At 45.6% G+C, this 24,483-nt stretch carries 19 protein-coding genes; 15 read left to right on the forward strand and 4 right to left on the reverse strand.

Annotated elements, in window-relative coordinates; translation table 11 throughout:
- Positions 1 to 418: 418 nt before the first annotated feature.
- From gpmI to QT979_RS00080, 4 genes are all read left to right on the forward strand, one after another.
- Positions 419 to 2,017, forward strand: a complete 1,599-nt coding sequence (gpmI, locus tag QT979_RS00065; protein ID WP_333212089.1) for a 2,3-bisphosphoglycerate-independent phosphoglycerate mutase — start codon at positions 419 to 421, stop codon at positions 2,015 to 2,017.
- A 350-nt stretch (positions 2,018 to 2,367) separates the two neighbouring features.
- The gene (gene secG / locus QT979_RS00070) at positions 2,368 to 2,607 is read left to right on the forward strand and encodes a preprotein translocase subunit SecG (RefSeq protein ID WP_015175238.1); all 240 of its coding nucleotides are present in this window, start codon (positions 2,368 to 2,370) and stop codon (positions 2,605 to 2,607) included.
- Positions 2,608 to 2,698: 91 nt separating this feature from the next.
- Complete coding sequence (locus tag QT979_RS00075) at positions 2,699 to 3,424, forward strand: peptidase (protein ID WP_333307328.1); 726 nt, start codon at positions 2,699 to 2,701, stop codon at positions 3,422 to 3,424.
- 37 nt (positions 3,425 to 3,461) lie between these two features.
- Positions 3,462 to 3,929 (forward strand): NUDIX domain-containing protein, encoded by a 468-nt coding sequence (locus QT979_RS00080; RefSeq protein WP_333212086.1) that lies wholly within the window; start codon positions 3,462 to 3,464, stop codon positions 3,927 to 3,929.
- A gap of 259 nt (positions 3,930 to 4,188) precedes the next feature.
- Here the strand turns inward: QT979_RS00080 and QT979_RS00085 are convergent, their stop codons facing one another.
- Positions 4,189 to 4,668, reverse strand: a complete 480-nt coding sequence (locus tag QT979_RS00085) for a rhodanese-like domain-containing protein (RefSeq protein ID WP_333307331.1) — start codon at positions 4,666 to 4,668, stop codon at positions 4,189 to 4,191.
- A 412-nt stretch (positions 4,669 to 5,080) separates the two neighbouring features.
- Between QT979_RS00085 and QT979_RS00090 the strand changes: the two genes are divergently transcribed.
- From QT979_RS00090 to QT979_RS00100, 3 genes are read left to right on the forward strand one after another with little or no spacing between them, the layout of a single operon-like run.
- Positions 5,081 to 5,803 carry a hypothetical protein gene (locus QT979_RS00090; protein WP_333307333.1) on the forward strand — a complete coding sequence of 241 codons (723 nt, stop codon included), beginning with the start codon at positions 5,081 to 5,083 and terminating at the stop codon, positions 5,801 to 5,803.
- 48 nt (positions 5,804 to 5,851) lie between these two features.
- A complete protein-coding gene (locus QT979_RS00095; protein ID WP_333307336.1) occupies positions 5,852 to 7,774 on the forward strand; it encodes a P-loop NTPase fold protein in 1,923 nt (640 codons plus the stop codon).
- Between the two features lie 43 nt (positions 7,775 to 7,817).
- Positions 7,818 to 9,284 carry a DUF1802 family protein gene (locus QT979_RS00100; RefSeq protein WP_333307339.1) on the forward strand — a complete coding sequence of 489 codons (1,467 nt, stop codon included), beginning with the start codon at positions 7,818 to 7,820 and terminating at the stop codon, positions 9,282 to 9,284.
- 59 nt (positions 9,285 to 9,343) lie between these two features.
- Here the strand turns inward: QT979_RS00100 and QT979_RS00105 are convergent, their stop codons facing one another.
- The 3 genes from QT979_RS00105 to QT979_RS00115 form a co-directional block, all read right to left on the reverse strand.
- Positions 9,344 to 10,081 carry a Uma2 family endonuclease gene (locus tag QT979_RS00105; RefSeq protein WP_333307342.1) on the reverse strand — a complete coding sequence of 246 codons (738 nt, stop codon included), beginning with the start codon at positions 10,079 to 10,081 and terminating at the stop codon, positions 9,344 to 9,346.
- Positions 10,082 to 10,214: 133 nt separating this feature from the next.
- Positions 10,215 to 13,226, reverse strand: a complete 3,012-nt coding sequence (locus tag QT979_RS00110) for an EAL domain-containing protein (protein ID WP_333307344.1) — start codon at positions 13,224 to 13,226, stop codon at positions 10,215 to 10,217.
- 273 nt (positions 13,227 to 13,499) lie between these two features.
- Positions 13,500 to 14,333: a prohibitin family protein gene (locus QT979_RS00115; protein ID WP_333307347.1), complete on the reverse strand. Its 834-nt coding sequence runs from the start codon at positions 14,331 to 14,333 to the stop codon at positions 13,500 to 13,502.
- Positions 14,334 to 15,064: 731 nt separating this feature from the next.
- On the opposite strand from QT979_RS00115, the gene nfi reads away from it, so the two are divergent.
- The 8 genes from nfi (at position 15,065) to QT979_RS00155 (ending at position 24,225) form a co-directional block, all read left to right on the forward strand.
- Positions 15,065 to 15,712: a deoxyribonuclease V gene (gene nfi, locus QT979_RS00120; protein ID WP_333307350.1), complete on the forward strand. Its 648-nt coding sequence runs from the start codon at positions 15,065 to 15,067 to the stop codon at positions 15,710 to 15,712.
- Positions 15,713 to 16,169: 457 nt separating this feature from the next.
- Positions 16,170 to 16,400 carry a KGG domain-containing protein gene (locus QT979_RS00125; protein ID WP_333083789.1) on the forward strand — a complete coding sequence of 77 codons (231 nt, stop codon included), beginning with the start codon at positions 16,170 to 16,172 and terminating at the stop codon, positions 16,398 to 16,400.
- 477 nt (positions 16,401 to 16,877) lie between these two features.
- Positions 16,878 to 17,405, forward strand: a complete 528-nt coding sequence (locus QT979_RS00130; protein WP_333212069.1) for an FHA domain-containing protein — start codon at positions 16,878 to 16,880, stop codon at positions 17,403 to 17,405.
- Positions 17,406 to 17,639: 234 nt separating this feature from the next.
- On the forward strand, positions 17,640 to 19,643 hold the full coding sequence (locus tag QT979_RS00135) for an FHA domain-containing protein (protein WP_333307353.1): 2,004 nt from the start codon (positions 17,640 to 17,642) through the stop codon (positions 19,641 to 19,643).
- Between the two features lie 59 nt (positions 19,644 to 19,702).
- Positions 19,703 to 20,131, forward strand: coding sequence for a hypothetical protein (locus tag QT979_RS00140; RefSeq protein WP_333307356.1), 429 nt, complete (start codon positions 19,703 to 19,705; stop codon positions 20,129 to 20,131).
- A 137-nt stretch (positions 20,132 to 20,268) separates the two neighbouring features.
- Positions 20,269 to 21,420 carry a DNA cytosine methyltransferase gene (locus tag QT979_RS00145; protein WP_333307359.1) on the forward strand — a complete coding sequence of 384 codons (1,152 nt, stop codon included), beginning with the start codon at positions 20,269 to 20,271 and terminating at the stop codon, positions 21,418 to 21,420.
- A gap of 195 nt (positions 21,421 to 21,615) precedes the next feature.
- The gene (gene miaB, locus QT979_RS00150) at positions 21,616 to 22,956 is read left to right on the forward strand and encodes a tRNA (N6-isopentenyl adenosine(37)-C2)-methylthiotransferase MiaB (protein WP_333163413.1); all 1,341 of its coding nucleotides are present in this window, start codon (positions 21,616 to 21,618) and stop codon (positions 22,954 to 22,956) included.
- Positions 22,957 to 23,154: 198 nt separating this feature from the next.
- Positions 23,155 to 24,225, forward strand: coding sequence for a D-alanine--D-alanine ligase family protein (locus QT979_RS00155; RefSeq protein WP_333230599.1), 1,071 nt, complete (start codon positions 23,155 to 23,157; stop codon positions 24,223 to 24,225).
- The last annotated feature ends 258 nt before the right edge of the window (positions 24,226 to 24,483 follow it).

A 24,483-nucleotide genomic window follows, 5' to 3' on the forward strand; every position in this document is an offset into this window, starting at 1 on the left:
GTAGGCAAGGAATTTTTGCTCAACTCGTTTCCTATAAAGTGATTCGCAGCCCGGTCAAGGCTTTTAAAATTATTGGTTGAGGCGGTAGCAAAATGTAACCAAATGTGGTATTGTTCTTAGTGTTTCAAGAGCCACCGACGGTTAAACTATCCGTGAAATCCGGCCAAAAAAGCACGGCTGCTGTTGGTGAGAACGGTAACAGTCTGCGACAACGATTCACAGTACAAGCCAAGGCAATCAATTAAACAATTCGCCAAGCCGGTCGAAATAAGTTCCCAAAATGCTGTGGCTGAGGGAATTTTGGTTGGCATTGTTCAGCCGGAGCCTAGAAAATATGTAAACTGATTAGCGGCAGATGTTCCGCAAAATCGGAAATCATGACGATCGAGAAATTAATTATTGTAAATAAGGTATTCACATGGCACAAGCGTCTGTATCTCCTGTAGTGCTGATTATTCTAGACGGCTGGGGTTATCGTGAAGAACAAGACGGAAATGCGATCGCCGCTGCGAAAACACCCGTGATGGACAGTCTCTGGGCTGCTTATCCCAGAACTCTGATTAAAACATCGGGCCGGGCGGTAGGGCTGCCAGACGGGCAAATGGGTAACTCAGAGGTTGGTCACTTGAATCTGGGCGCGGGCCGCGTCGTTCCTCAAGAGTTGGTGCGGATCTCGGATGCAGTGGAAGATGGTTCTTTGCTCGACAACCGGGCGCTGGTTGAGCTTTGCGAGAAAGTCCGCGTCACGGGCGGTAAGTTGCACCTAACTGGTCTTTGTTCTGAAGGTGGGGTTCATTCCCATCTCAGTCATATTAAGGGTTTGCTGCTATTAGCAAAGGCACAGGGAATTTCTGAGGTTTGCATTCACGCGATTACAGACGGCCGTGATACAACTCCGAAAGAGGGTGTCGAAGCTCTAGGCAAGATTGAAAGTTATATCGCAGAGGTAGGGGTCGGTCGGATTGCGACTATTAGCGGTCGCTACTACGCGATGGACAGGGACAAGCGCTGGGATCGGGTGCAGCGCGCTTACGAGGTGATGACGACTGAGGGTGCTCCTGACGGTCGATCGGCTGTGGATGTGTTGCAGGCCTCCTATGCTGAAGGAGTGACCGACGAGTTTGCAGTTCCGACTCGGATTTCGCGCGGGGCGGTGGCATCCGGGGATGGGGTAATTTTCTTTAATTTTCGCCCGGACAGGGCTAGAGAATTGACTCAGGCTTTTGTATCTCCCGATTTTAAGGGGTTTGAACGGCAGTTAATTGAGCCGCTGGCGTTTGCGACTTTTACTCAGTACGACCCGAAACTTTCGGTAATGGTGGCTTTTGAACCGCAGAATTTGAACAATATTCTGGGCGAGGTGATTTCTAAGCACGGTTTGCAGCAGTTGCGGACGGCGGAAACTGAAAAGTACGCTCATGTGACTTATTTTTTTAATGGGGGTCTGGAAGAGCCTTTTATCGGGGAACACCGGGAGTTGGTGCAGAGCCCGATGGTGGGGACTTACGATGAGGCGCCCCAGATGTCGGCGGACATGGTGACGGATGGGGTGGTGACGGCTTTGGAAAGAGGCATCTATTCGTTTATGGTGATTAACTACGCTAACCCGGATATGGTTGGTCATACGGGCATGATGGATGCGACGATAATTGCGATCGAAACTGTGGATAAATGTTTGGGGCGGCTGGTGAGCGCTATTAGTAAAGCTGGGGGAACGGCAATTATTATTGCTGATCACGGAAATGCTGAGCAGATGTTTGACGAGGACGGAAATCCCTGGACGGCTCACACTACTAATCCGGTGCCGTTTATTCTGGTAGAGGGTGAAGGTCGGAAGATTCCGGGTCACGGAACGGATGTTCCTCTGAGGGCGGACGGTTGTTTGGCGGATATTGCGCCGACGATTCTGGAGCTGTTGAGGTTGCCTCAGCCCCCGGAGATGACGGGACGCTCTATGATACGATCGCCTGAGTTTGAAGTTCGTGCCAATCGCACTCCGGTGCGAGTCCGACTCTAGTAGGGACGCAGGATGAGGGACAAAGGTTTTCGCCCTTCTTCGTGTCAATTTAACGTCAAACCCAGTCACAGGATGCTGTTTGACTATTAAGCCTAGATCCCCCCTAGCCAAGGGCGGGCACGGGGGCACCGCCCCTAGGATCGGGGGAAACCGGAAATGGATCAAAGTCCCCCTTTTTAAGGGGGATTTAGGGGGATCTGGACTCAGGTAAAAACGAGATTTATCAAGGCTTTCAGGTTTAAGTTGACACCTATGGACACAGCACTGTGTCCCTGCATAAATTGCGGGCGATCGACCAAATTTGATATGATAATAAATTACTGATTACTAATTACCAATTACTCCAGATTATGAATATTGTTTCTGTGTTACAAGTTATCTGGTCTTTGTCTGCTTTAGGACTGGTGGTTTTTGTGTTGCTGCACAGTCCTAAAGGCGATGGCATTGGAGGGATTGGCGGACAAGCTCAATTGTTTACCAGCGCCAAGAGTGCAGAAACAAGTCTGAACCGGATTACTTGGGGTCTGTCTATTGTTTTTATGGGTTTGACTGTGATTTTGAGTGCTGGTTGGTTGGCGCCTAAGTTATAAGATTTGGATTTTTAACCGCAGATGAACGCAGATAGACGCAGATAATCTCAAGTTCATCTGCGTTTATTTGTGTCTATCTGCGGTTGCAAAAATGCGGTTGTGGAAAGTTACGGTAAAATCTCGATTGCTGGCTGGTTTGGGATTGGCTTTATTTTGTTTTATCCTGATAATTTTTACTCAGGTTAATACTCCGGCGGCGAATCTTTCTTCTTTCCCTAATAGTTTGCCGAATCCACAGGTTCACCCTTTGCCGCCCACGCTGGCCAATTGGCAAGATTCGACGGATAGTGGTGATTATTTTGACCAGGTTAAGCCACCAAATTTCGGTCATTTGTTGTGGTCAAAGTTTCCGATTCAGGTTTATATTGAGCGTCCTGTTGATGCTAATAAGTCTGAAGAATGGGTGGCGGCTGTGTTGGATGTGGTGCGGGAATGGGGGGTTTATTTGCCTTTGGAAGTGGTGGATAGTTCGGAGGTGGCTGATATTAGGATTTTACGTCGGGCTCCGCCTTTGCGTCAAGGGGTTTTGCGATCGCGTTCTGGAGAGGCTACCTATGAATTGTACGCCCGTCGGGATGGGGATAAAACTGTGTTATCTCATCGGTTTTCGGTTTATTTGAATCCGACTCAAGTGGGTAAGTATATTCCGGCGACGGCGCGGCACGAGTTGGGTCACGCTTTGGGAATTTGGGGTCACAGTTTGATGGAAACTGATGTGCTTTATTTTTCTCAGGTGAGAAATCCTCCGCCTATTTCAGCGAGGGATGTTAATACTTTGAAGCGGGTTTACGAACAGCCGACTCGGTTGGGGTGGTAATATTAGTTTTGATATGTAAAATCGTGTCAGTAAAAAGATGAAAGATGAAGCTTTTGGCATTGTGCCAGTTTTTGCGACTGAAACTGATAGTTTGTTTTTGTTGATTCAACATCAAGCCGGACATTGGGCGTTTCCAAAAGGTCACGCGAATCCGGGAGAATCGGCGCTAGAAACTGCGAAGCGGGAGTTTGAGGAGGAAACTGGCATCCGCGATTGTGAAGTGCTTGAGGAGCCTAGTTTTGTGGAACGTTATTCCTTTGTTAAGGAAGGGAAGCCTAGTTCTGTGGAACATTATTCCTCTGCGAAGGAAGGGGAATCAATTGAAAAGACTGTTACTTACTTTTTGGCTTTTGTAAATTCAATGGAAGTTCAGTTGCAAGTAGAGGAAGTTCAAAATTCGGCCTGGAGTTCCTTTGAGGATGCAGTTAAGCTGATTACTTTTGATGGGAATCGGCAAGTTTTAAGGGAAGTCAAAGCATTTTTGGACGCGAGGAAGGAGTGTTAATCAGTCTTGGCTACACACACTTGTTTATGTAGAATGTGCATTATTCACTTTACGCTATAAGTAGCCTGTTAAAGCACTTTTGCGTCCGCGAATGTTAATATCTAGTCCGGTTATACGATCGCAATTAAGTTTGTAGTAAGGACTTTAGTGCTTAGTGACTGCAAGCTTTAAGAGAGAGTTCGATTCCTTACTACAAACAAATTATTTGGTTAGATACCCAACTTCTTCAATAAGTCGGGTATCTAGGTATTCGGTGTGATTATTTGTTGATTTTCTGAGCTTCGGCGTGGTGTTGCAAGCGAGAAAAAACGTTATAGGCGTCGGGGCCGGGAGTATTGTGTTCGACAGCGCCGTCCATGGGGCCGTCAATGGCTTTCCAAGCAGGAATTCCGCCTTTTAGTTCGGCTACTTTTCTAAAGCCTGCTGCACGGAGAAGATTGGCGGCTTCGGCGGTTTGTTCGTCGTTTTCGCCGTAAATGTAGATATCGCGGATGGGTTCTAAACTCGATTGTGCTCGGCCGACTAATTCGTCCATTGGCATCATTACCGCGCCGGTAATGTGGCTTTTGGTGAAGCTTTCAAAATCACGAGCGTCGATGATTGTGAGTCCGGGTTCGCCCCAATCTAAACGGGCTTTGAGGTCGTGGCTAGATGCTTGAGCTTTTAAACCGGGAGGTGTGGGAGTAAAGTCGGGAAGTTTGTCTTTGATGTTGGAAATTTGGTCGGGAATAGTTTTCATGGGTAAAATTTTGTTCAATGTTTTGATTGCCATTGCAATGTAACAAGATGTTTAACTTGAATTCGTCTTTCTAAAGGCAGAATCGAGCATTGAACTAAAGTCGCAGTTACGTTGGTTTCCGGGTTATTAGCTGCGGTTGGGATCGCTACATTTGTTGAGGTTGCTAGAGCCTAGCGGGCTGTGCTTAAAATTGTTTCGGTCGCATTTTGTGCAGAGAATTTGAAGAGTCAGCGCTTGTTTGATTCGCTATTTTATCAAACAATCACATTTTAGTCAATGCCTATTATTTTTAAATGAAATTTGCATAAGTTGTGCGTACCCTCGCGCGGATTTTTGGGAAAAAGTTTAAATGTTTCTCAGCAAGGTTTCTGGTAAAATTTAAAAGTAAAAACAAGTATTTAAAGGTATGGATATGTCTGAGAAAAGTGAAATTGCGGTGCCTATAACTTTGACACCGGAAGAGCAAGCGGTGTGGGATGCGAAGGCGAAAGTTCGGGTACTGCTGAATTTGTGGGATTTGAGCGGCGGGAAGATGAAGGTGAAAAAGGGGGAGTTGACTAAGCGGATTGTGCGGACTAATGAGACGAGTCAGAGATATGTGGAAGTGCTGGGCGAGTTGCAGGCAACTGGGGCGATCGAGTATTCGCTGGTAAATCGGGTGACGCTGGTGGAATTGACGGCGAAGGGGAAAGAAGTTTTAGCGGAAGGCTTGAAAAGTAAGGATTCTCTGTTTGAGTTTGATGGTTCTCAAATTGGTACTCGGCTGGGAAATTCTTTGTTGAAGTGGATTCGGCATCAGGATGGTGCGGCAAGTGTTCGGGTTGAGAAAGCGAAGGGGGATGTAGGGACGATCGCATCCTATGACGATTTTAAGGCTGTGGCGCTGGATGTGTATGACAGCTTGAACCGGGATTATAACTTAGACGATTTAGTGCCGATTTATCGGATGCGACGGACGATCGGCGAAAGGGTAGGGCGATCGGAGTTCAATGAGTGGCTGTTGGAAATGCAGGCTCAAGATATTTTTCAGTTGATCGGCGGTGAGATGAAAGATATCACGCCTGATAAAGCTGAAGATTCGATCAAAACTGAACTTGGTGCAATTCGTTATTATGCCAAACGGCTAAATTCCTAAAATTTGCCTAAATCCTTTTGTAAATTCGTTAACCTCACACAAAAAGCCATGACTAATTCTTCTGTTTCTTCCACTGAAGAGCTTAACGCTGCTCTCTTAAGTCAGAATCCTTTTGCTAAACCTCCTTATCTGAATGCTAGTGATGTTTGGGACAAGGAATTATTTGATTTTGAAACAATAAATTCCCATGCTTCTGATACAGTTTTTCAGGTACTTGAGCAAATTCGTGCAGGTCAATATTCAACAACTTCAATTGCTATAACGGCTCAGGATGGAACTGGCAAAACTCATATTATTAGCCGTATCCGCCATCGCCTACAGAAGGATGGAGGAGGGTTATTTGTCTACGCTAACCAATATGGTGACATACATAAAATCAAGCAAGGCTTTCAGCGAATATTAGCCGAGAGCCTTAGTAATATTGGCAGAGAAGGGGTGACACAGTGGCAAGAACTCGCCACGGCAATGGCTAACCATGCTTTAAAGGTTACCAAAGCAAATGCTAAAGTTTTTTCTACTCAAGAATTTTTGGAAAAATTCAAGGCAAACACACTCCAAAAAGTGAAAACATGGGTAAAAAATTTAACCAAACAATTCCGGCAAGCCAAAAATATTAACGATCCAGATATTGTCAAGGCAATTTTCTGGACGCTTTCAGACGAACAATCACCTTATGCAATCAAATGGTTACAGGGTCAAGAGCTTGCTCAATACAAAGCTAATGAGTTGGAATTACCGAGTCAATGCCAATCTTTTGAGGCGGTTCTACAAATTTTAGATTTGATTAGTGAGTACAATGAACTTGTAATTTGCTTTGACGAATTAGATCAAGAAATCTACGACGATATTAGTGGCTTACACATCAGCCAGATTGTTGCTGGACTAATCAAAGATTTATTTCAAAATCTCAGCAGAGGTTTGATACTGAGCGTAATGATGCCTGCTCAATGGAGCAATAGAATAAAACAACTACCTGGTGGAGTGTACGGTAAGGTTTCTGCTCATGGAAATCCAATTGACTTAAAGTACATGGATGGGGAATCAATTTTTAACTTTGTTACATTTTGGATGAATAAATATTATCAACTGCGAAACTTAGTGTCTCTTGATCCCACGTATCCATTTACTAAAAGTCAACTTAGTGAGCTTGGTAAGGGAAGACCAACTGTCAGAGAGGTTTTAAACTGGTGCAAAGATCATTGTAAGCCTCCTATGGTGAAGCCTGATGATACCACGAAAGAGGAAAGCATTTCTAATCCCGTTGAAATTGCTTTTACCAAAGAGCTAGAGGAAGAGATCACAAATTATTTAGAAGAAAATTTTGTGCTGGCGGATGCTTTATTCTTTGGGTTTCAGACATTAATTGGTCACACCCTTGAAAGGGTTACAGTTAACGAAGTCACGGATAAACTTAAGAAACGTGGAGGCAAAGATGATTACATCAATTTCAAAGTAATTGGTAAAGAGGATGGAAACGATATAAGTATTGGAGTAGCAGTCCTTCAGTATGATGGTGGCCAAGCATTGGGAGCGGGATTGAAAAGGTTAAATGACTACGAAACCTTTGGTATGACTCGCGGTTGTTTGGTTCGTTCGAGAGACAAAAAAATCAGTTCACACTTAGAGCAAAAGTATCTTATACCCCTCATTAAACAGCAAGGTGGAGAGTATGTAGAACTGAAAGAAAATGAAATTAAACCGCTGTTAGCTATTCGGGCTGTTTATCAAAAACGCCAAGTAGATTACGGAGTAAGTGAGGAGCAAATATTTCAGTTTATTTTTGACAAAGGTGCTGAGAAAATGCTGGGAGTTGATAACCCCCTGCTTAAAGAAATTCTTAGCGATCCTTCCTATCAGATGCCTACTGATATGATAGCAGATGATCCCGTAACCCTGGCGGACTTTATGATGGATGATTTATCGGAAGAAATGGAGGAGGCGTGCGACAATTTGCTTAGCGATTTTAATTGATTTTTCATAAACTATCAACTTGATATTCGATAACAGTAAATCCATGTCGCTAGTCAACATTGACAAAGCTATACGTTTACCTGCCCCAGACGTAGAAGCTTTAATCCAAGGGCGAATGATTGCAGCAATAGTTTGGCGAACGTTTAATCCGGGAGAACAATATGCACTTTATCCAACCGATAATTCTAATATGCCCTTGATGAAACCTAAGCAAATGAGCTTGTTTTCAGAGTCAGGGCAATTAGAACTCCCCCTGGTAGTTTTAGATAAAGTTTCGATCAAAGCTTGGGCTAGGTGCGAATTGTGCCAAATGGTGAATGAGCCTGAATCCTTAGAGGCTTTGTCGCGGTTAACAGTCTGGAAAACAGAGGCATTACAGCAAATTCTCCAGCAGCGTCCTTTTATTTTTGTAGCTTACCTGCGGGTTTATTTGCTACCTCAGCCGCTGGAAATGTCTGTGCATCCCAGCGGCAATTTTGTACCTTTGCCAAAATCCCTAAATGTTACTGATTCAACGCCTGTTTTGAGCGATACTATCTTTGCTAAACGCCGTCAAAAGCTGGAAAAACTAGAGCCTCCTGAACATCCAGAATTGGAAGAGTTGCAAAGTGCATTAGTGCATTTATCCACCACCAACCCAAAAGCCAAACAACTAGACGCAGAAATTAAAATGTTTCTAGGTTGGTCGGAAAAATTACCCACAACACAACCAGACCCGGATTTAGATTGGATTAAAACAATTGCACAAATTGGCAACTCTAGCGATGGTAATACATTTGAAAAGTTAGTCCGCAAAAGTTTGGTAAAGCTAGGTTTTGCCAATTCTAACACCAATCCGAAAGCTAGTCTCAATCCAGAATCAACAGGGGGCGCTGGTGGTTTAGACTTTTATTGCGAGACTCCTTATCCAGTAGCGGGAGAGTGCAAAGCTAGCAAACATGAAAGTGTACCTAATAGTGTCACCGCTCAATTGGTTCATTTAGGCTTAACTCATTTGGGTCAAGATAGGTTCGATCGATCGGTTAAAATTATTTTGGCGGCTGGGCCTTTAACTAATCCAGCTAATCAAGCAGCTATTGGTAGTAAAATGAATGTAATTCGCCCTGAAACATTGCAAAAGCTGGTTGAACTGAAAGCTAAGCAACCAGGTTCGATCGATTTATTACAGTTAAAACCTTGTTTGGAACAACAGCCGTTTGGTGAGGAAGCCGATGCTAAGGTTAATCGCTATATTGACGATGTGCGGGAAAAGCTTAAAGTGCGATCGCACCTTGTCAAAATCGTGAAAAATCGTCTAGAAATCAGAGGGGTTGAAAATGTTGGAGTTGATGCTATTGATGGGGCATATTATGCTAATCCAAATCCACCTCAGCCATTGAAGCTTAAAGAAATGCACGAAATTTTAATAGAGCTTTCCTCACCATTGACGGGTTACTTAGGGCGAATTCAAGGAGAGGAGTGGCGGAGCGATCGCTTTTATTTCCTGCGCGATTTATCGCTAGATGATTGAAGCTGAGAAAGGGCGATTCCCTGCGAGATATCTTCGCTTCACGTACTTCATCCAATTTCCTACACAGCATCAGGATCTACGCCCAACTCCCGCAACCTCGCGGCCAACCTTTCAGCACGCTGTTCGACTGTTTGTAGTTGCTGCAATTGAGCTTGTTCGGCTTTAATTAACCCTTCTACCAATGGCGGATCTAAAATTTCATTGACTGATAATCTCAGATTGGGAAATACTACAGATACCATTTCCTCACCCGGCAAGTAATCTACCTGTGTATAAACGTCATCACCTTCGGGAAATGCCATAACTCGCACCCGCTGTCTGTTTTGTGTCGGATCAACAATCACATATTCCGGCACGTTAGCCTGTTCGTATTCTGTTCGTTTAAGTACATAATCTGCTCGCCGATCTTGGCTCACTACTTCTACTACAAATAAAGGTGTTTCGCTCAAGTCTAAGATGCCAGAACCGGGTCTGGCAAGAACTTGTTGCCACAAACTTTCTGTGCAAACAACTACATCGGGAATGCGGGATGTAGCATCTTCTGTTCTGACTCCCACAGAAGTTTTTACGACTAAATCCAGATTATGTTCAGCTAGGTAACGCTGCAATTTATAAACCCAAAATTCGCAGATGCTTGTATGTAATGCGCTAGCCGTTGCCATCGGTATTAATTTGCCTTTGTACAATTCATATTGTACATCGTCATTGCTTTGATAAACTCTGTACTCTTCAAAAGTTAATGTCGGCGAAGTATCGAGCTGTTTTTCTTCGACTGCTGGCACAACAGATTGAGACATATATTTTTACCTATCTCGATAGTTTTCTATTATACTCAATTTTGATTTTAACACTCAAGGCATTGAGTACGAAAAGATCGATCGCCCTTATTGACAATCAAGCAATTTGATCCGGTTAAATATTTGGTTCAGTTCACCATTTGGGCGATCGCCTCAACAAGGCTGTAGCTGCCTCACTGTCGAGAGGTTTAGAGAAAAAGTATCCCTGACCGTACTCGCAGCCGATCGCCCGCATTTGAGCCAATTGGACGGCGGTTTCGACACCTTCTGCCACTACCTCCATCCCCAAACTGCGGGCCAGCATGACGATCGCCCGCACGATTTCCAAATTTTCACCCTTTTCTCCGATGCGACTGACAAAAGAGCGATCGACCTTCAAAATATTAATCGGGAACTTGTGCAAATAACTCAGAGACGAATAACCAGTGCCGAAATCATCAATACACAGCCCGATACCCAAGTCTCTTAACTGCGAAAGCATCGCCGCCGCCGCTTCCCCATCTTCCATCACCACACTCTCAGTAATCTCCAACTTCAAACACCGAGCGTCAACACCCGTTTCCTGCAAAACTTGTTTAATTTGCTCGATCGACTCGGGTTCCGCAAACTGCCTCCCGGAAAGATTTACTGCTACAGTCAGCCGCGAATTTCCCACAGGTAAATTCAAACTTTGCCACTGAATAATTTGGCGACAGCTTTCGTTCAAAACCCACAAACCCAAAGGCATAATTAACCCTGTTTCCTCCGCCATCGCAATAAATTCCATAGGGGAAACTAAACCCCGTTCCGGGTGCAGCCAGCGCACCAAAGACTCAAATCCGATAACATAGCCAGTTTTCAAACAAACGATCGGCTGATAATAAACAGTAAAAGGACATTCCAATTTTAAAGTAGGCAATTGCGGCTTCGGACGCTCCAATCTGCGATCAATTTCACTCATCGGCGAGTTTTCCGCCGCCGTCCCACAGGCAAAATCCACTATCGAATATTTCAAATTTAGTTCTTCAACCGACTCCCGTAAATCGTGTTCCAAGTGCATCAAAGCCACAGCCTGAGTGTGCATCGCACTGGTAAAAACTTCGTAGCGAGCTTTACCGAGAGCTTTGGCGCGGTACATTGCAATATCAGCATCGCGCAAAATATCTCCCGGCCACTGATATTTGTCGGTACTCAAAGCAATGCCAATGCTAGCAGTAATTAAAACTTTATTACCTTCCAAATAAAGCGGTCGTTCGATCGTTTTGAGAATTGCCTTTGCTTGGGCGATCGCCTCATCAACACCTTTAATTTCCTCAAGCAAAATCACAAACTCATCTCCCCCCAGACGAGCCACCGTATCCCCTGGGCGCAAACAAGTCAAGAGACGGCGAGCCACAGCCACCAACAGGCGATCGCCCGTGCGGTGTCCCTGACTGTCATTAATCACCTTAAACCTGTCCAAATCCAGAAACAGCACCGCAAACTGCTCACTCGGATGCCGTTGGGCACGGGCAAAAGCTTGCCCCAACCTGTCAGTCAACAAAGCACGGTTCGGCAACTCTGTCAGCGCATCGTGCAAAGCATCGTGCAACAGTTGTTCTTCAGCCATCTTGCGCTCAGTCACGTCGTGACAGTTGACCACAATTCCCCGCACCGAAGGTTCGTTGAGCAAATTCGTCGCCACCGCTTCCAACACGCACCAGGAACCGTCCTTGTGCTGTACTCGGTATTCCGCCATTCCCAGGCTAACTTTCGGCATTTGCATGACACCTTTGAAAACTTGATCCACTATCAGCAATTCGTCAGGGTGAATCAAGTCAAAGATAGACCGGCCGAGGATTTCCGCCGTCGGGTAGCCCAAAATCCGCTCTAGGGAAGGAGAGACATAGCGGCAAAAGCCTTTCTCGTCGAGAATCACAATAATGTCTCTAGCATTTTCAATCAACGATCGAAAGCGCTTCTCGCTTTGTCGCAGCTCTTGTTCCGTGCGCTTCTGGTCGGTAATATCGGTATTCATGTAAATCAGACCGACAATTTTCCCTGTGCGGTCTTTAATAGCATCGGCCCGCAGCAAAACTTGCAAAGTTTGACCGCTTTTAGTGCAGTTAGTAATTTCACCAAACCAAGAATAACCTTGGGCGATCGTGTCGAGTACCTCCCTGGCGACTGCGGGGTCAGCAAAAACCGCCGATATACCTCCGGCTAGTCTAAATTCCTCTGGGGTGTCCCATTCAAATAGCTGAGAAAACGCTTGATTTTGATAGATGTGAGTGCCGTTCGCATCGCTGATGCCGATCGCGTCACTCGAACTTTCCACCGCCTTGCGAGTCAGCACCAGAGCTTCTTCTGCCAGCTTGCGCTCGGTAATGTCTATCCCTACCAGACAAGCTGCTTTGCCCCGATCGTACTTTTGAGCCACAATCAAATAGTATCCCTCCGACTCTCCCCCGTCGGTTTGTAGCTTAACGTTGAGTTCTTTAACCGCTTCCGTAGCGTCGCCAGCAAAAAACTCCACCACAAAACAGTTAAAATCCGAGCTAGCGCCCAGAAAACCAATATCTTGACCAACAAAAGCCGACGGCGGCAAACCATGCAGTTTGGCTAAGTGCTGGTTAACCCCCAAATAGCGCAAATCCGAGCTAATCCAAGATACTGTTCCCGGAACTGCTTCCAAAATCGTTTGCAGTTGGTCGTTAGCTTGCTGCAATGCTTGCTGCACTTCACATATGGGTTCCGCCAAGTCAGATTGAACTCCTACGAAGTGAGTCAAATTAGCGTTGTCGTCTCGCACGGGAGATAGCGATAATTTGCTCCAAAAAGGAGTGCCGTCTTTGCGGTAATTTTTAATTGGTGTCTGGATTTCTCGACCTTGGCGCAAGGCCTCGCGGATTTTAGCTACGGTAGTTCGATCGGTATCCGGACCTTGCAAAAATCGGCAATTACGCCCCAAGATTTCACTGGCGCAGTAACCTGTCATCCGTTCAAAAGCCGGATTGCAATAAATTATGGGACAATCTGGTGCATTAGCGTCAGCAATGACAATGCCACTGCTAGTAGCTGCCAAAGCTCGATCGCGCAGCCACAGGGCTTCTGATGCAGTATGGCGATCGCCGACATCCCCCACTTCACCTAAATTAGAAATTGACTGGTTCTCCCGATCTCCCATCAGCCGAACTTTCAAGCAAACCTTTACAATTTCCGAGTTGTTTCTTACTCTAACGTTTTTCAGGACTCGCGCAACGCAAATTGTATCTCCACATTTAAGTAAGCGGGATTTCACCTTACTTAGTGGTTAGTTGTATTTTGTACCCTTGCTGTTCGGCATTTAAAAAAGCACATCTTCACTTCTGCAGTGACAAACCCTCCATTCTTCTCCCCCTCAGACTCTCTCCCCCTCTCCCCTTCTCCCCGCGCCCTGGCAATCATGATCTGCAGCAGCTTATTTAGCAGGACTTGTAGCTTGAGAAGTCGGCGGCGCAATATTAATTAATGGCAAAGTTCCGCCTCCTCCCATTACTGTCGGAAACTGGCCGTTCCATTTTTCAATTGCTTGCTGCTGCAAAATTTCGGCTGTTAATGTTTGCCGCTGCAAGCGTTGAGCTTCAGCTTTACCTTTAGCACGGTTAATTTCAGCTTGAGCATCTTGGGTTGCTTTTTGAACGGAAAATTCTGCTTGTTTAGCTTCTTGTTCGGCTATTTGTTTGGATTCAATGGCTTTGCTAAATTCTGGAGAAAAGCCAAAATTTATTAACGAAACATCTCTGACGATGACGCCGTAAGGTTCCAAACGTTTTTTGAGGCTGTTGTCGATTTCTGTTTTGAGTTCGGTGCGCTTAGTGATAATTTCTTCTGCGGTTTTTTTAGAAGTTGCTGCTTTGAGAACTTCCGAAATTGCCGGACTCAGAATGCTGGTCACAATTTGTTCTTCGTCTCCAACTTGTTGAAAAACTTGATTAACTTTGGCGGGGTCAACATTCCAGTTGACTGCCAAATCTGTAGTAATGCTTTGCAAATCTTTGGATGCTGCATCGGCTTTCAAATCTGTTTTTTGTACCCGCACGCTGATAGTTTTGACAGAAGTGACGATCGGTAAAATCGGGTGGATGCCTTCATCTAAAATCACGTCTTGAACTTTCCCGAAGCGCATCATGACGCCCCGTTCCCCTGGGCCGACGAGGGCAAAAGGTCTTAAAATTAAGGCGGCGATGATGAAGACGATGCCACCGACTAAGTAGAGAGCTAGGTTGTACTGAACACTTTGCACGGTTTTCATATGTTGATTCACCTATGTTGTATTACTTGATGTTAGTTTTATATTCGATATTATCTAAGATTATAACTTCATGTTAAGGGTGCAACGACTCATAAATTCATTAATTTTTTTTCACAAAAGTCATATATTTACTAGGGTGTGGGAATCTTTTAGCTCGATGAGCGGGGATGAAAAATGGCACTTGTATAGCAATCCTTGCAGGAGTCGTAAATTTTTACCCCACTCCAACCCTCCCTGCGGGTTCGGGGAGGGAGTAAGAAATTCACCAATGATTTAGGATTGCTATAGCTGGGTGAGATTATTGATGAATAAATGTTTCAATTATCTTGACAAAGTGGATTTTTTTAGATACAGCAGAAGTAGATAGATAGATAGCTCGATCGCTCTTCGACAAGCGATCAAATGGCGATCGGAAAGAGAAAGCTTTCTAGAAAGCGAAAAAATCAGAATTCAACTGCTACTTTTTGGGTAAATTTTAATGGTAAATGGCAGGTGCGTGCCACAAAAACCTTTGCGGGTTGCTGTAAGCCACGAAAGATAGAATTTCCCTCTCCGACCTACAGACTCTATTTGTAAAATTGGCATCTGCCCGACTTGCTCAACCCTCCTGAGTAGAAAAAAAGACTCCTTGGGCAAGTTAGGAATTTATAGCGAAAAACGATAAAAATCAGAGTTTAAAAATGCCCGAAAATAAGTTAAGCTTAGATGAGAACGGTTGAAGAAAAATCAAAATGTTGCAGCGACACCCTTGGCCGCAGACAGTTGAAGAGGCGATCGCCATTCAAGAACAGCTTCGGTCAGAGGTAATTACCGAAAATCAACTGGACACAGTTCGGTACGTCGCCGGTGTAGATGTCGGCTACGACAGTGCAAACGACCTATCGCGGGCCGCTGTAACAGTTCTGAGCTTTCCCGACTTGCAATTGCAGCAGCAAGCTGTGGTTCGCAGTCCTACAACTTTTCCTTATATTCCGGGTTTCCTGTCTTTTCGAGAAGTGCCTGCAGTTCTCGAAGCTTTAGAAAATATCAGTTTGAGGCCAGACTTGATATTGTGCGACGGTCAAGGACTAGCCCATCCCCGCAGGTTCGGTCTTGCCTGCCATTTGGGGGTTTTGACAGGGATTGCCACGATCGGAGTTGCCAAAAATCGATTTATTGGAGAACATTCAGAAGTCGGACTCGACCGGGGCAGTTGGCAACCCTTGCTGCTAGAGGGATCAACGATAGGCGCAGCGCTAAGGACGCAAACAGGGGTAAAGCCGATGTATGTTTCGATAGGTCATAAGGTAAACTTGATAAGTGCGATCGAGTACGTGCTGCGCTGCGCCCCAAAATATCGCTTACCAGAAACAACTCGATCGGCAGACCAACTAACATAGGGATCAGTGGCAAGCGCGGAATGCCTCAAAAAAAAGTAAAAAGACCAAAAAAGCATCCGTCTTTGGACTTTTAATTTTTGAGGGGGCGCGGTTAAGTCGAAAAATCCTCTGAGTCTACTGCCAATCAGCTTTCGGTTCCATCCTTCCAGCGAACTAAAGAATGACTATACCTGAGAAAGAGGTATAAAAGTTGGGGGGTTTATAGAATGATTGAAAGACAGTAACCAGCTTAAAAAATTGGCGGCTCTAACTATAGTGCCCGGGCGTGAACTATTTTTAGTTCACATTTGTAAGTTATGAAATATTCATTCTGCGAGTTAAACCAAAAGCTTAGATTCGTCTGATGAGGTTTCATAATTTACCGTCGGATATCTCACCACTGACTGGGAGTAACCACGACAGTGGGAGGCGAAGGCGCGATCGAGCTAAAAAATCAGAAAAAAACAAGGAGACAGTCATGGCTGAGAAAAGCAAACGCGGATTCGCTTCTATGGATGCAGAAAAACAGCGCGCAATTGCTAGCAAAGGCGGAAAAGCTGCACACGAGAAAGGAACTGCACACGAATTCACCTCTGAAGAAGCCAGACAAGCTGGTCAAAAAGGTGGCGAAGCTGTCAGCAGAAATCGTGAACATATGGCTCAAATTGGTCGCGAAGGCGGTCGGAAAAGCCGCAAGAGCGAAGCTTAAGTCTCTCAAGGCTGGCCTTGTAATGAAAGATTGCACAGTTGCAGCGTGAGAGATAGCACTAGGACAGTAAACGTTTGAGGATGTGGGGCGATCGAAGTTACCGAGGTAGTTCGATCGCCCCACATCCAAAAATTGTTACTAGCGCACCAAAGCTTCGCAAAGGTGAAAACCCCCCAGGAATTAGTTTTTAGCAATCGCTGGCAAATCTTGAACAGCAATTTTTTAACGAAGCTGCACTGCGGTCAATAATTTTGCTGGCAACAAAAGCTGACAAGCGCCATTAAGTCTCTCAAAAAAAGCCAATAGGAGCACTAAAAGCCCCGAAGTCAGGGCTTTTTTGTATAGGTGCACATAATATTTTTAGAAGTGCGATCGAGTCTGTGTCAATAATTCTGATTAAGTTTTTTGTTGAGAAATTCCGTCCTCAAAATAAATCAGTTAATATTTTTTTATATTTTTGAGCCAACCGATACAATCATGACAAACCAGCTCACTTTAGCATGGACAGAAGCTGGGGTGCGTCAAACTCAGACAATTGAAAACGGACAGCCGAGCAAAAATCCGGGAACCGTGAGGCTAGGGCGCGATCCGGCGAAGTGCGATATAGTATTTTCGCATCCCAGCGTATCGGGGCTGCACGTTGAAATATTTTTTAATCAGGAATTGCAGGAGTATGCAGTGCGGAATTTGCGCGAAAGCAATCCGCCCCTGGTAGATGGAAAAATTCTCGCCCAAGGCGAAGCAAAATTGAAATCGGGAAGTCACATCCATTTAGGCCAAGTGCAAATCGAGGTGGTGAATGTCACGGAGGTGCAGGTAGCCGCGCCCCAGACAGTTTTGCTGGGGCCTCCCGCACCTGGTAACTTTCAGCCGACGGGGTCTTCAAAATATGGTTTGCAGTGTCCCAAGTGCAGCCGAATTTCGCCTTACGCACAGTTGAATGCGGGGTGTCCGTGGTGCGGTACTTCTTTGGCGGCGGCGGCGAGTGTGGTTATCTCTCCGTGAAAGTTGGAAAAACAGAGATGTTGCACCATTCTCAACAACGGGCAAGATGCCCGTTCCACAAAGAGTGAATTTTCTTGTGGAACAGGCCGGAAAGCCTGTTCATAAAAGGCTAATTGACAATGGTGCAAGATTTAAGAAAAAGGGAAAATCACGGTATCCGCTAAACACTCTCAACTTCAAAAATCTTTTTTTGCAGAAAGCTCAAAGCCGACGGCTGATGTTTAAAAAATAATCATGAATTCTCAACCCTTGCGCCTGCGACTGACTTGGACAGATACAGCTACGGGGGATTGTCGATCCCCCATACTCGACTTACCCATCGCTTTGGGACGAATTTTTGAAGCTATGCCCGCCACTATCAACGGGAAACGAGTTTCTCGAATTGCCCTCAGCAGCAGTCAAGTTTCTCGCTTTCATGCAGTGATTGGCAGCGAAGGTAACAGTATTTTACTTACTGACACGGGTAGCCGCAACGGTACTTTTGTTAACGGCATTCGCCAAACCCGTTGCGTGCTGGCAAACGGGGATATGCTGCAAGTTGGGCCCTACGCGATCGGCATTTCTTTTGCTGTTAATTCCCCAGAAACGCCGTCTGTCAATTCTCACATTTTCTTTAATCCGCAGACCAATGGGCCAGACCCGGCATTGGGCCAGCAAATAATGTTGCAGCTTCCTCAAACAGCTAGTAGGGGAGAATTTCCGCCGATCGCATTTTTGCACGCTTCTCAAGTGTCAATGCGATCGCTCGAATCTATGGGACTCCCTGTAGCAGAAGTTGATTGGGCGGCCATTGGCGGCGGTTTGGGCAGCTTTATTTGGGTGGATTTGCTCAGAATTTGCGGCGTAAAAATCGATCGAATTGCAGTTTTGGGCATGGAAAACCAGCCTTACGCCCGCTATCTGCGTCTGTGCCTGAATTCTCAAATTCCGCTGCGGGAACGCCTACGATCGAATTCTGACTCTTGTCCAGACAACATTTGGGGGTGGCCTCCCTATGCTTTGCGGGAAGCTTGGCAGGAATTGCTTAAAGGGCGTTTAGGGATGTCGTTGAAGTTGATGTGGCAGGTGTTTGCTGAACCGACTTTTGCCGAAACTTATACGCCTCGCGCGGTGAATGTGTTTGATTCTATTGACAGGGAAGTCGATCGAATTGGGTGGAATCAGATGTTTCGCTACGGTAGAGTGCGGGGAATTCGCAAAACAGATGACGGCAGGTACGCGATCGCTTATTCTCGATCGAATGCGGATCACCGCGAACACGCTTTTTTAATCGCCAAATACGTACACTTAGCCACCGGCTATCCCGCCATTCAATTTCTGCCAGACTTGCAGGCTTATCGCGAAAAAACCCAGGATTTTGAGTCGGTTATCAACGCTTACGAAAAGCACGACGGCGTTTACGAAAAATTGGAGGCCAGCGGCGGCAGCGTGTTAATTAGAGGCCGGGGAATTGTGGCTTCCCGCGTTGTGCAGCGAATTTACGAAGCGCGACAGCGGAACGGCAACATTCAAGTATTGCATTTGATGCGATCGCCCAAACCTCAAGGTAACAAATTTAAACTCGCTGAGCGCAGCGTCGAAAATCACTACGAATTTCAACCTTTCAACTGGCCGAAAGCTTGCTGGGGCGGGGAACTCCGCGTACTTTTGGAACAAGCCGCCCCGGAATTGCGGCCGCAGTTGCTCACAGACTGGGGCGGAACTACTACAGCCCAGCGCAGCGACTGGCGGCGGATTGTCAAAGAAGGTTTAAGTCAAGGATGGTATCAAATTACCTTCGGTGAAGTCGAGCGAGTCGAGCGCGACAGTCAAAACCGCACGGTGACGTACATTCAGGAGAAGGAACTTAAAGGGCAAATTAAGTTAGAAGCTGATTTTATTATTGATGCTACGGGTTTGGACGCTAAGGTAAAAACCAGTCCCTTGTTAAACGATTTGGTAGATCAATATAATCTTCCCCTCAACGGTTTGGGCAGGCTGAGTGTTAACAACGATTTTGAAGTGCCCGAATTGCGGAATTCTTCTGCTAGCAACGGAGAAGGCCGGGTATACGCAGCCGGCGCGATTACTTTGGGAGGGCCTTACGCGCCCGTAGACAGTTTTCTGGGCTTGCAATACGCCGCCTTGCGATCGGTTGAAAGTCTGGCCGCCAACCGATCTCCGGGTGTGCGGAAATTGAGCGTTTGGCGATCGTTTGTGCAGTGGTTGAAGTGGATGTTAAATAAATCTCCAGATTGATTAAAAACAAAACCGTTTCGCATTCAATCTAAAATCCAAAATCTCAAATCTAAAATCGAATGACTCCCACCTTATTTGGTCGATGGCAAACTCGAATTTTATTATTTGCAACAGTCGGCGTTTTAGTAACACTGCCATTTTTTCTGGGTTTAATTACCGCCCAATCAGGCTCAATCTTTTTCTGGATTTTAGGGTATGTAGCGATTTTGGGCATCGGCTGGGATGCTTTATATATCTACATCCAGCAGTTCCGCTGGGATCGAGATTGGCCCGGCGCGTTTCAATTACTCGCTGGGATTTGGGAAGCACTTTTTGTGTTATTTTTAATCAAAATTATCGGTTTACCCGGAATACCTGCACAAAATTTTGACTTGGGAGCTTTTGCTTTGCATTATAGTTTAGTGTGGCTGGCTATTTATCTGGCGTCGCAAACACTGATGCGGATTTTGTTTCCCCACTGGCGTTTCCGAGGCGGCCAATGGTTGTAATAATACCTGTAGCGGCGCGTTTTACCAACAAGAATCGCCTCAAACCAATAATCTCATAAACCCGCTCCGGCGATTCTACCAATTCCCAATTCCCAATTTCCCATGCCCCATTCCCCATGCCCCATTCCCAATTCCCCATGCCCCATTCCCAATTCCCCATCCCCTGTATTTTCTCTTTTTTTTCAGGTTCAGGCTTCCTCGATTTGGGCTTTGAGTCGATCGGCTTTAATGTAGCGTATGTCAATGAAATTTTCCCACCTTTCATGCAAGCATACCGCTATTCTCGGCAGTGCATGAATTTGCCACTACCAGAATACGGATATTGCGAAGGAGAGGAAGCAGATGTAACTCGACTTGTAGGGGGAGAACCAGCTTTTCGGCTGCGGGAATTAATGCAGGATGCCCGCAAGCATCACGATATTGTGGGATTTATCGCGGGGCCGCCTTGTCCTGACTTTTCTATTGGTGGCAAAAATCGGGGTGGGGAAGGAGATAAAGGTCAACTTTCAGCTTCATACATTGAATTGATTTGTCAGCAGCAGCCAGATTTCTTTTTATTTGAAAATGTCAAAGGTTTGTGGAGGACCAAAAAACATAAAGCTTTTTACGACGCACTCAAAAATCAGTTGGCTGATTTGGGATACGTTTTTGCCGAACGTTTAATTAATGCGATAGAATACGGTGTCCCGCAAGATAGGGAGAGAATTATTTTGATTGGGATTAGAAAAAACCTTGTCAAAAATCTGGGCATTTCCCTAGAAGAAAAAAGCCAAATGTTATCCGAAAGTTTATTTCCTTGGGAAAGTCAGATATTATATCCCAAATCAGAAGTTTTTTCTCATCCTTGGCCTGAGAGAAATGCCTTTGCAGCCGATAACTTCTTGCCTTGTCCTGATGACCTGCCCCAAAATTTAACGGTAGAATTTTGGTTCCAAAAAAATGACGTTCTCAACCATCCCAATGCCCAACATTATTTTCAACCAAAAGCTGGCATTAAGCGATTTGCTTCCGTTGATGAAGGAGATGATTCAAAAAAATCTTTCAAGCGATTACACCGATGGCGTTATTCGCCAACAGCTTGTTACGGCAATAACGAAGTTCACTTGCACCCTTACAAACTTCGCCGGATTTCAGTTGCAGAAACATTGGCTATTCAGTCACTGCCAAAAAATTTTGCACTCCCGGCTAAAATGACGTTGACTAATATGTTTAAAACAGTTGGCAATGGGGTTCCTTATTTGGCTGCACAAGGTATTGCCAAAACTATTTTACAGTTTTTATCTCACTAAAAAAACAGAATAGCCAGATACCCGAATTCGCAGGTTTTGTCGGTATCTAAAACTATTTGTAGCGATAAATGGCGCATTGCACACCCTATAATTATTAAAATTCCCAATTACCAGACGTATGTCGTTTAACACAGAAGTGTTATAATAAAGTGTTAAGGTTGAAAACCTATATTTTTTATTTGCCTGCAATTCGCCATGACCGTTAAACCCCGCCGCTATCACATCACTACTTTCGGATGCCAGATGAATAAAGCCGACTCGGAACGGATGGCCGGCATTCTCGAAAATATGGGCTTTGAGTTCTCGGAAGACCCGAACGAAGCTAGCTTGATTCTCTACAATACTTGCACGATTCGCGATAATGCCGAACAAAGAGTTTATTCTAACCTCGGAAGGCAAGCTCATCGCAAGCGCCAAGAACCGGGTTTAACTTTAGTTGTAGCTGGATGCGTCGCGCAGCAGGAAGGTGAAGCGCTGCTGCGAAGAGTGCCGGAATTAGACTTAGTAATGGGGCCGCAACACGCTAACCGACTTGAAGATTTGCTGGAACAAGTTTTTGAGGGCAATCAAGTTGTGGCGACTGAAGCTGTTGAGATTATGGAGGATATTACTAAGCCACGCCGCGACAGCAAGGTGACTGCTTGGGTGAATGTAATTTACGGCTGCAATGAACGCTGCACTTATTGTGTTGTGCCGAATGTTCGCGGGGTTGAACAGTCGCGAATGCCGGAGGCAATTCGCGCGGAAATGGAGGATTTGGGCCGTCAAGGTTACAAAGAAGTAACTTTGTTGGGGCAAAATATTGATGCTTACGGACGCGATTTGCCGGGGACAAAACCGGACGGCAGCAACCAGCATACTTTGACGGATTTGCTTTATTTTGTGCAGGATGTGCCTGGTGTCGATCGCCTCAGATTTGCTACTAGCCACCCGCGCTATTTTACGGAAAGATTGATTAAGGCTTGTGCTGAATTACCGCAGGTTTGCGAGCATTTTCACATTCCTTTTCAGTCGGGAGATAATGATATTTTGAAGGCGATGTCGCGGGGTTATACTCAGGAAAAATATCGCCGGATTATTGATACAATTCGCCGTTATATGCCGGATGCTTCGATTACTGCGGATGCGATTGTCGGCTTTCCCGGTGAGACGGAAGCGCAGTTTGAGAAGACTCTGAAGTTGATCGAAGATGTTGGTTTCGATTTGGTGAATACTGCGGCTTATTCCCCTCGCCCTGGGACGCCGGCGGCTTTGTGGGAAAATCAGTTGACTGAGGAGGTGAAAGCCGATCGCCTGCAACGAATCAATCATGTAGTGACAACAACGGCGATGGAACGATCGCAGCGCTATTTCGGACGCACTGAAGAGGTTTTGGTGGAAGTCCAGAATCTCAAAGATCCAACTCAGGTGATGGGGCGCACTCGCGGCAATCGTCTCACATTTTTTAAGGGCGATATTGCTGAATTGGCGGGTAAAATTGTGCGGGTTAAAATTACAGATATTCGCGCTTTTAGTTTGACGGGGGAAATGCTTTAAATAGCACCGGAATGAGATTAGGGGACGGCTTACTTGTGAACTTTTCTAAGAAGATGTAATTTTTTTTACCGCAGAGAGCGCAGAGGACACAGAGGAAGAGTGGAAGGGAGGAGATAAGTAGTCTTAAAGCGGTTCGTATGTGCCTTAGTTGCGCTCTCTGCGTGTATATTTGTCAAAAAGTACCGGGAGTATTAAAAAATGACAACCATGCGGATCGGGCTATTGTTCGGGGGGCGATCGGGCGAACACGAAGTCTCAATTAGTTCGGCGCGGGCGATCGCCCGTGCCCTCGCTGCGGAGGAAAATGCCTCTAAATACGAAGTTCTGCCCTTTTACATCCAAAAAAACGGCCGCTGGCTGTCGGGAACATTACCTCAACAAGTCTTAGCCACCGGAAAACCTCTGGAAATAGAGGAACAAACAGCACAAAACGACTCGCCCGCTGGACAGTTTCCTAATTTTAATGCCGTAGATGTTTGGTTCCCTGTTTTGCACGGACCAAACGGTGAAGACGGTACGGTGCAAGGGTTACTGAAATTAATGCAAGTTCCTTTTGTCGGTTCCGGCGTTTTAGGTTCGGCGCTGGGAATGGATAAAATTGCCATGAAAATGGCTTTTGCTCAGGCTGGTTTGCCACAGGTAAAATACATCGCTGTCAACCGTTCCGAAATCTGGTCTAATCCTTGCGTTTTCCCCAAACTGTGCGACAAAATTGAAGCAAGTTTGGGCTATCCTTGCTTTGTCAAACCTGCGAATTTGGGATCGTCTGTGGGAATTTCTAAAGCTCGCTCGCGCGCTGAATTAGAAGCAGCACTCGACAGCGCCGCCAGCTACGACAGGCGGATAATTGTCGAAGCGGGTGTGGTTGCTAGAGAATTAGAATGTGCAGTTTTAGGCAACGATAATCCCCAAGCTTCAACGGTGGGAGAAATTACTTTTCAAAGCGATTTCTACGACTACGAAACAAAATATACCCAGGGACAAGCCGACTGCTCAATCCCGGCAAAAGTCAGCGGTGCGATTATCTCGCAAATCCAAGAAATGGCAGTGCAAGCATTTTTGGCTATAGACGCGGCAGGTTTAGCGCGAGTAGACTTTTTCTACATTGAATCAACCGGAGAAGTTTTGATTAACGAAATCAACACTTTCCCCGGCTTTACAGCTACCAGTATGTATCCGCAAATGTGGGCAGCGGACGGCATTTCTTTTCCGGAATTAGTAGACCGTTTAATTCAATTAGCTATTGAACGGCACGGGGAAAAAGGTTGAATTGCGCCCTGCCAACTGCTGCCTTGCCAACAGCAAAAAATATTTTTTTCGCAGGTGATATATCCATATCAGCGCAAACGGTATAACATGGTTGTGGCAGGCAGTGCCTGCCAGCAACCCAATTTCCGCTGCGGGTCGAGCAACTGGGAATTTTCAGCAGTCGGGTATAAATAAATGCACTATAAAATGGTTAACGGAGAACGGCAAATAGCAGTGTCCATCTCGCATCTTGCATCTCAAATTTTAACTCGGTTAACT

This window comes from Microcoleus sp. w2-18bC1, from assembly GCF_036700365.1.
Classification (GTDB): domain Bacteria; phylum Cyanobacteriota; class Cyanobacteriia; order Cyanobacteriales; family Microcoleaceae; genus Microcoleus.

Excerpts from the sequence above, each read along its gene's own strand:
- miaB (WP_333163413.1), top strand. The coding sequence starts at position 21,616 with ATGACCGTTAAACCCCGCCGCTATCACATCACTACTTTCGGATGCCAG.
- QT979_RS00085 (WP_333307331.1), bottom strand. The coding sequence starts at position 4,668 with ATGAAAACTATTCCCGACCAAATTTCCAACATCAAAGACAAACTTCCC.
- nfi (WP_333307350.1), top strand. The coding sequence starts at position 15,065 with ATGTTGCAGCGACACCCTTGGCCGCAGACAGTTGAAGAGGCGATCGCC.
- QT979_RS00115 (WP_333307347.1), bottom strand. The coding sequence starts at position 14,333 with ATGAAAACCGTGCAAAGTGTTCAGTACAACCTAGCTCTCTACTTAGTC.
- QT979_RS00080 (WP_333212086.1), top strand. The coding sequence starts at position 3,462 with ATGAAAGATGAAGCTTTTGGCATTGTGCCAGTTTTTGCGACTGAAACT.
- QT979_RS00125 (WP_333083789.1), top strand. The coding sequence starts at position 16,170 with ATGGCTGAGAAAAGCAAACGCGGATTCGCTTCTATGGATGCAGAAAAA.
- QT979_RS00145 (WP_333307359.1), top strand. The coding sequence starts at position 20,269 with ATGCCCCATTCCCAATTCCCCATCCCCTGTATTTTCTCTTTTTTTTCA.
- gpmI (WP_333212089.1), top strand. The coding sequence starts at position 419 with ATGGCACAAGCGTCTGTATCTCCTGTAGTGCTGATTATTCTAGACGGC.
- QT979_RS00105 (WP_333307342.1), bottom strand. The coding sequence starts at position 10,081 with ATGTCTCAATCTGTTGTGCCAGCAGTCGAAGAAAAACAGCTCGATACT.
- secG (WP_015175238.1), top strand. The coding sequence starts at position 2,368 with ATGAATATTGTTTCTGTGTTACAAGTTATCTGGTCTTTGTCTGCTTTA.
- QT979_RS00100 (WP_333307339.1), top strand. The coding sequence starts at position 7,818 with ATGTCGCTAGTCAACATTGACAAAGCTATACGTTTACCTGCCCCAGAC.
- QT979_RS00155 (WP_333230599.1), top strand. The coding sequence starts at position 23,155 with ATGACAACCATGCGGATCGGGCTATTGTTCGGGGGGCGATCGGGCGAA.
- QT979_RS00090 (WP_333307333.1), top strand. The coding sequence starts at position 5,081 with ATGTCTGAGAAAAGTGAAATTGCGGTGCCTATAACTTTGACACCGGAA.
- QT979_RS00075 (WP_333307328.1), top strand. The coding sequence starts at position 2,699 with ATGCGGTTGTGGAAAGTTACGGTAAAATCTCGATTGCTGGCTGGTTTG.
- QT979_RS00140 (WP_333307356.1), top strand. The coding sequence starts at position 19,703 with ATGACTCCCACCTTATTTGGTCGATGGCAAACTCGAATTTTATTATTT.
- QT979_RS00130 (WP_333212069.1), top strand. The coding sequence starts at position 16,878 with ATGACAAACCAGCTCACTTTAGCATGGACAGAAGCTGGGGTGCGTCAA.
- QT979_RS00095 (WP_333307336.1), top strand. The coding sequence starts at position 5,852 with ATGACTAATTCTTCTGTTTCTTCCACTGAAGAGCTTAACGCTGCTCTC.
- QT979_RS00110 (WP_333307344.1), bottom strand. The coding sequence starts at position 13,226 with ATGGGAGATCGGGAGAACCAGTCAATTTCTAATTTAGGTGAAGTGGGG.
- QT979_RS00135 (WP_333307353.1), top strand. The coding sequence starts at position 17,640 with ATGAATTCTCAACCCTTGCGCCTGCGACTGACTTGGACAGATACAGCT.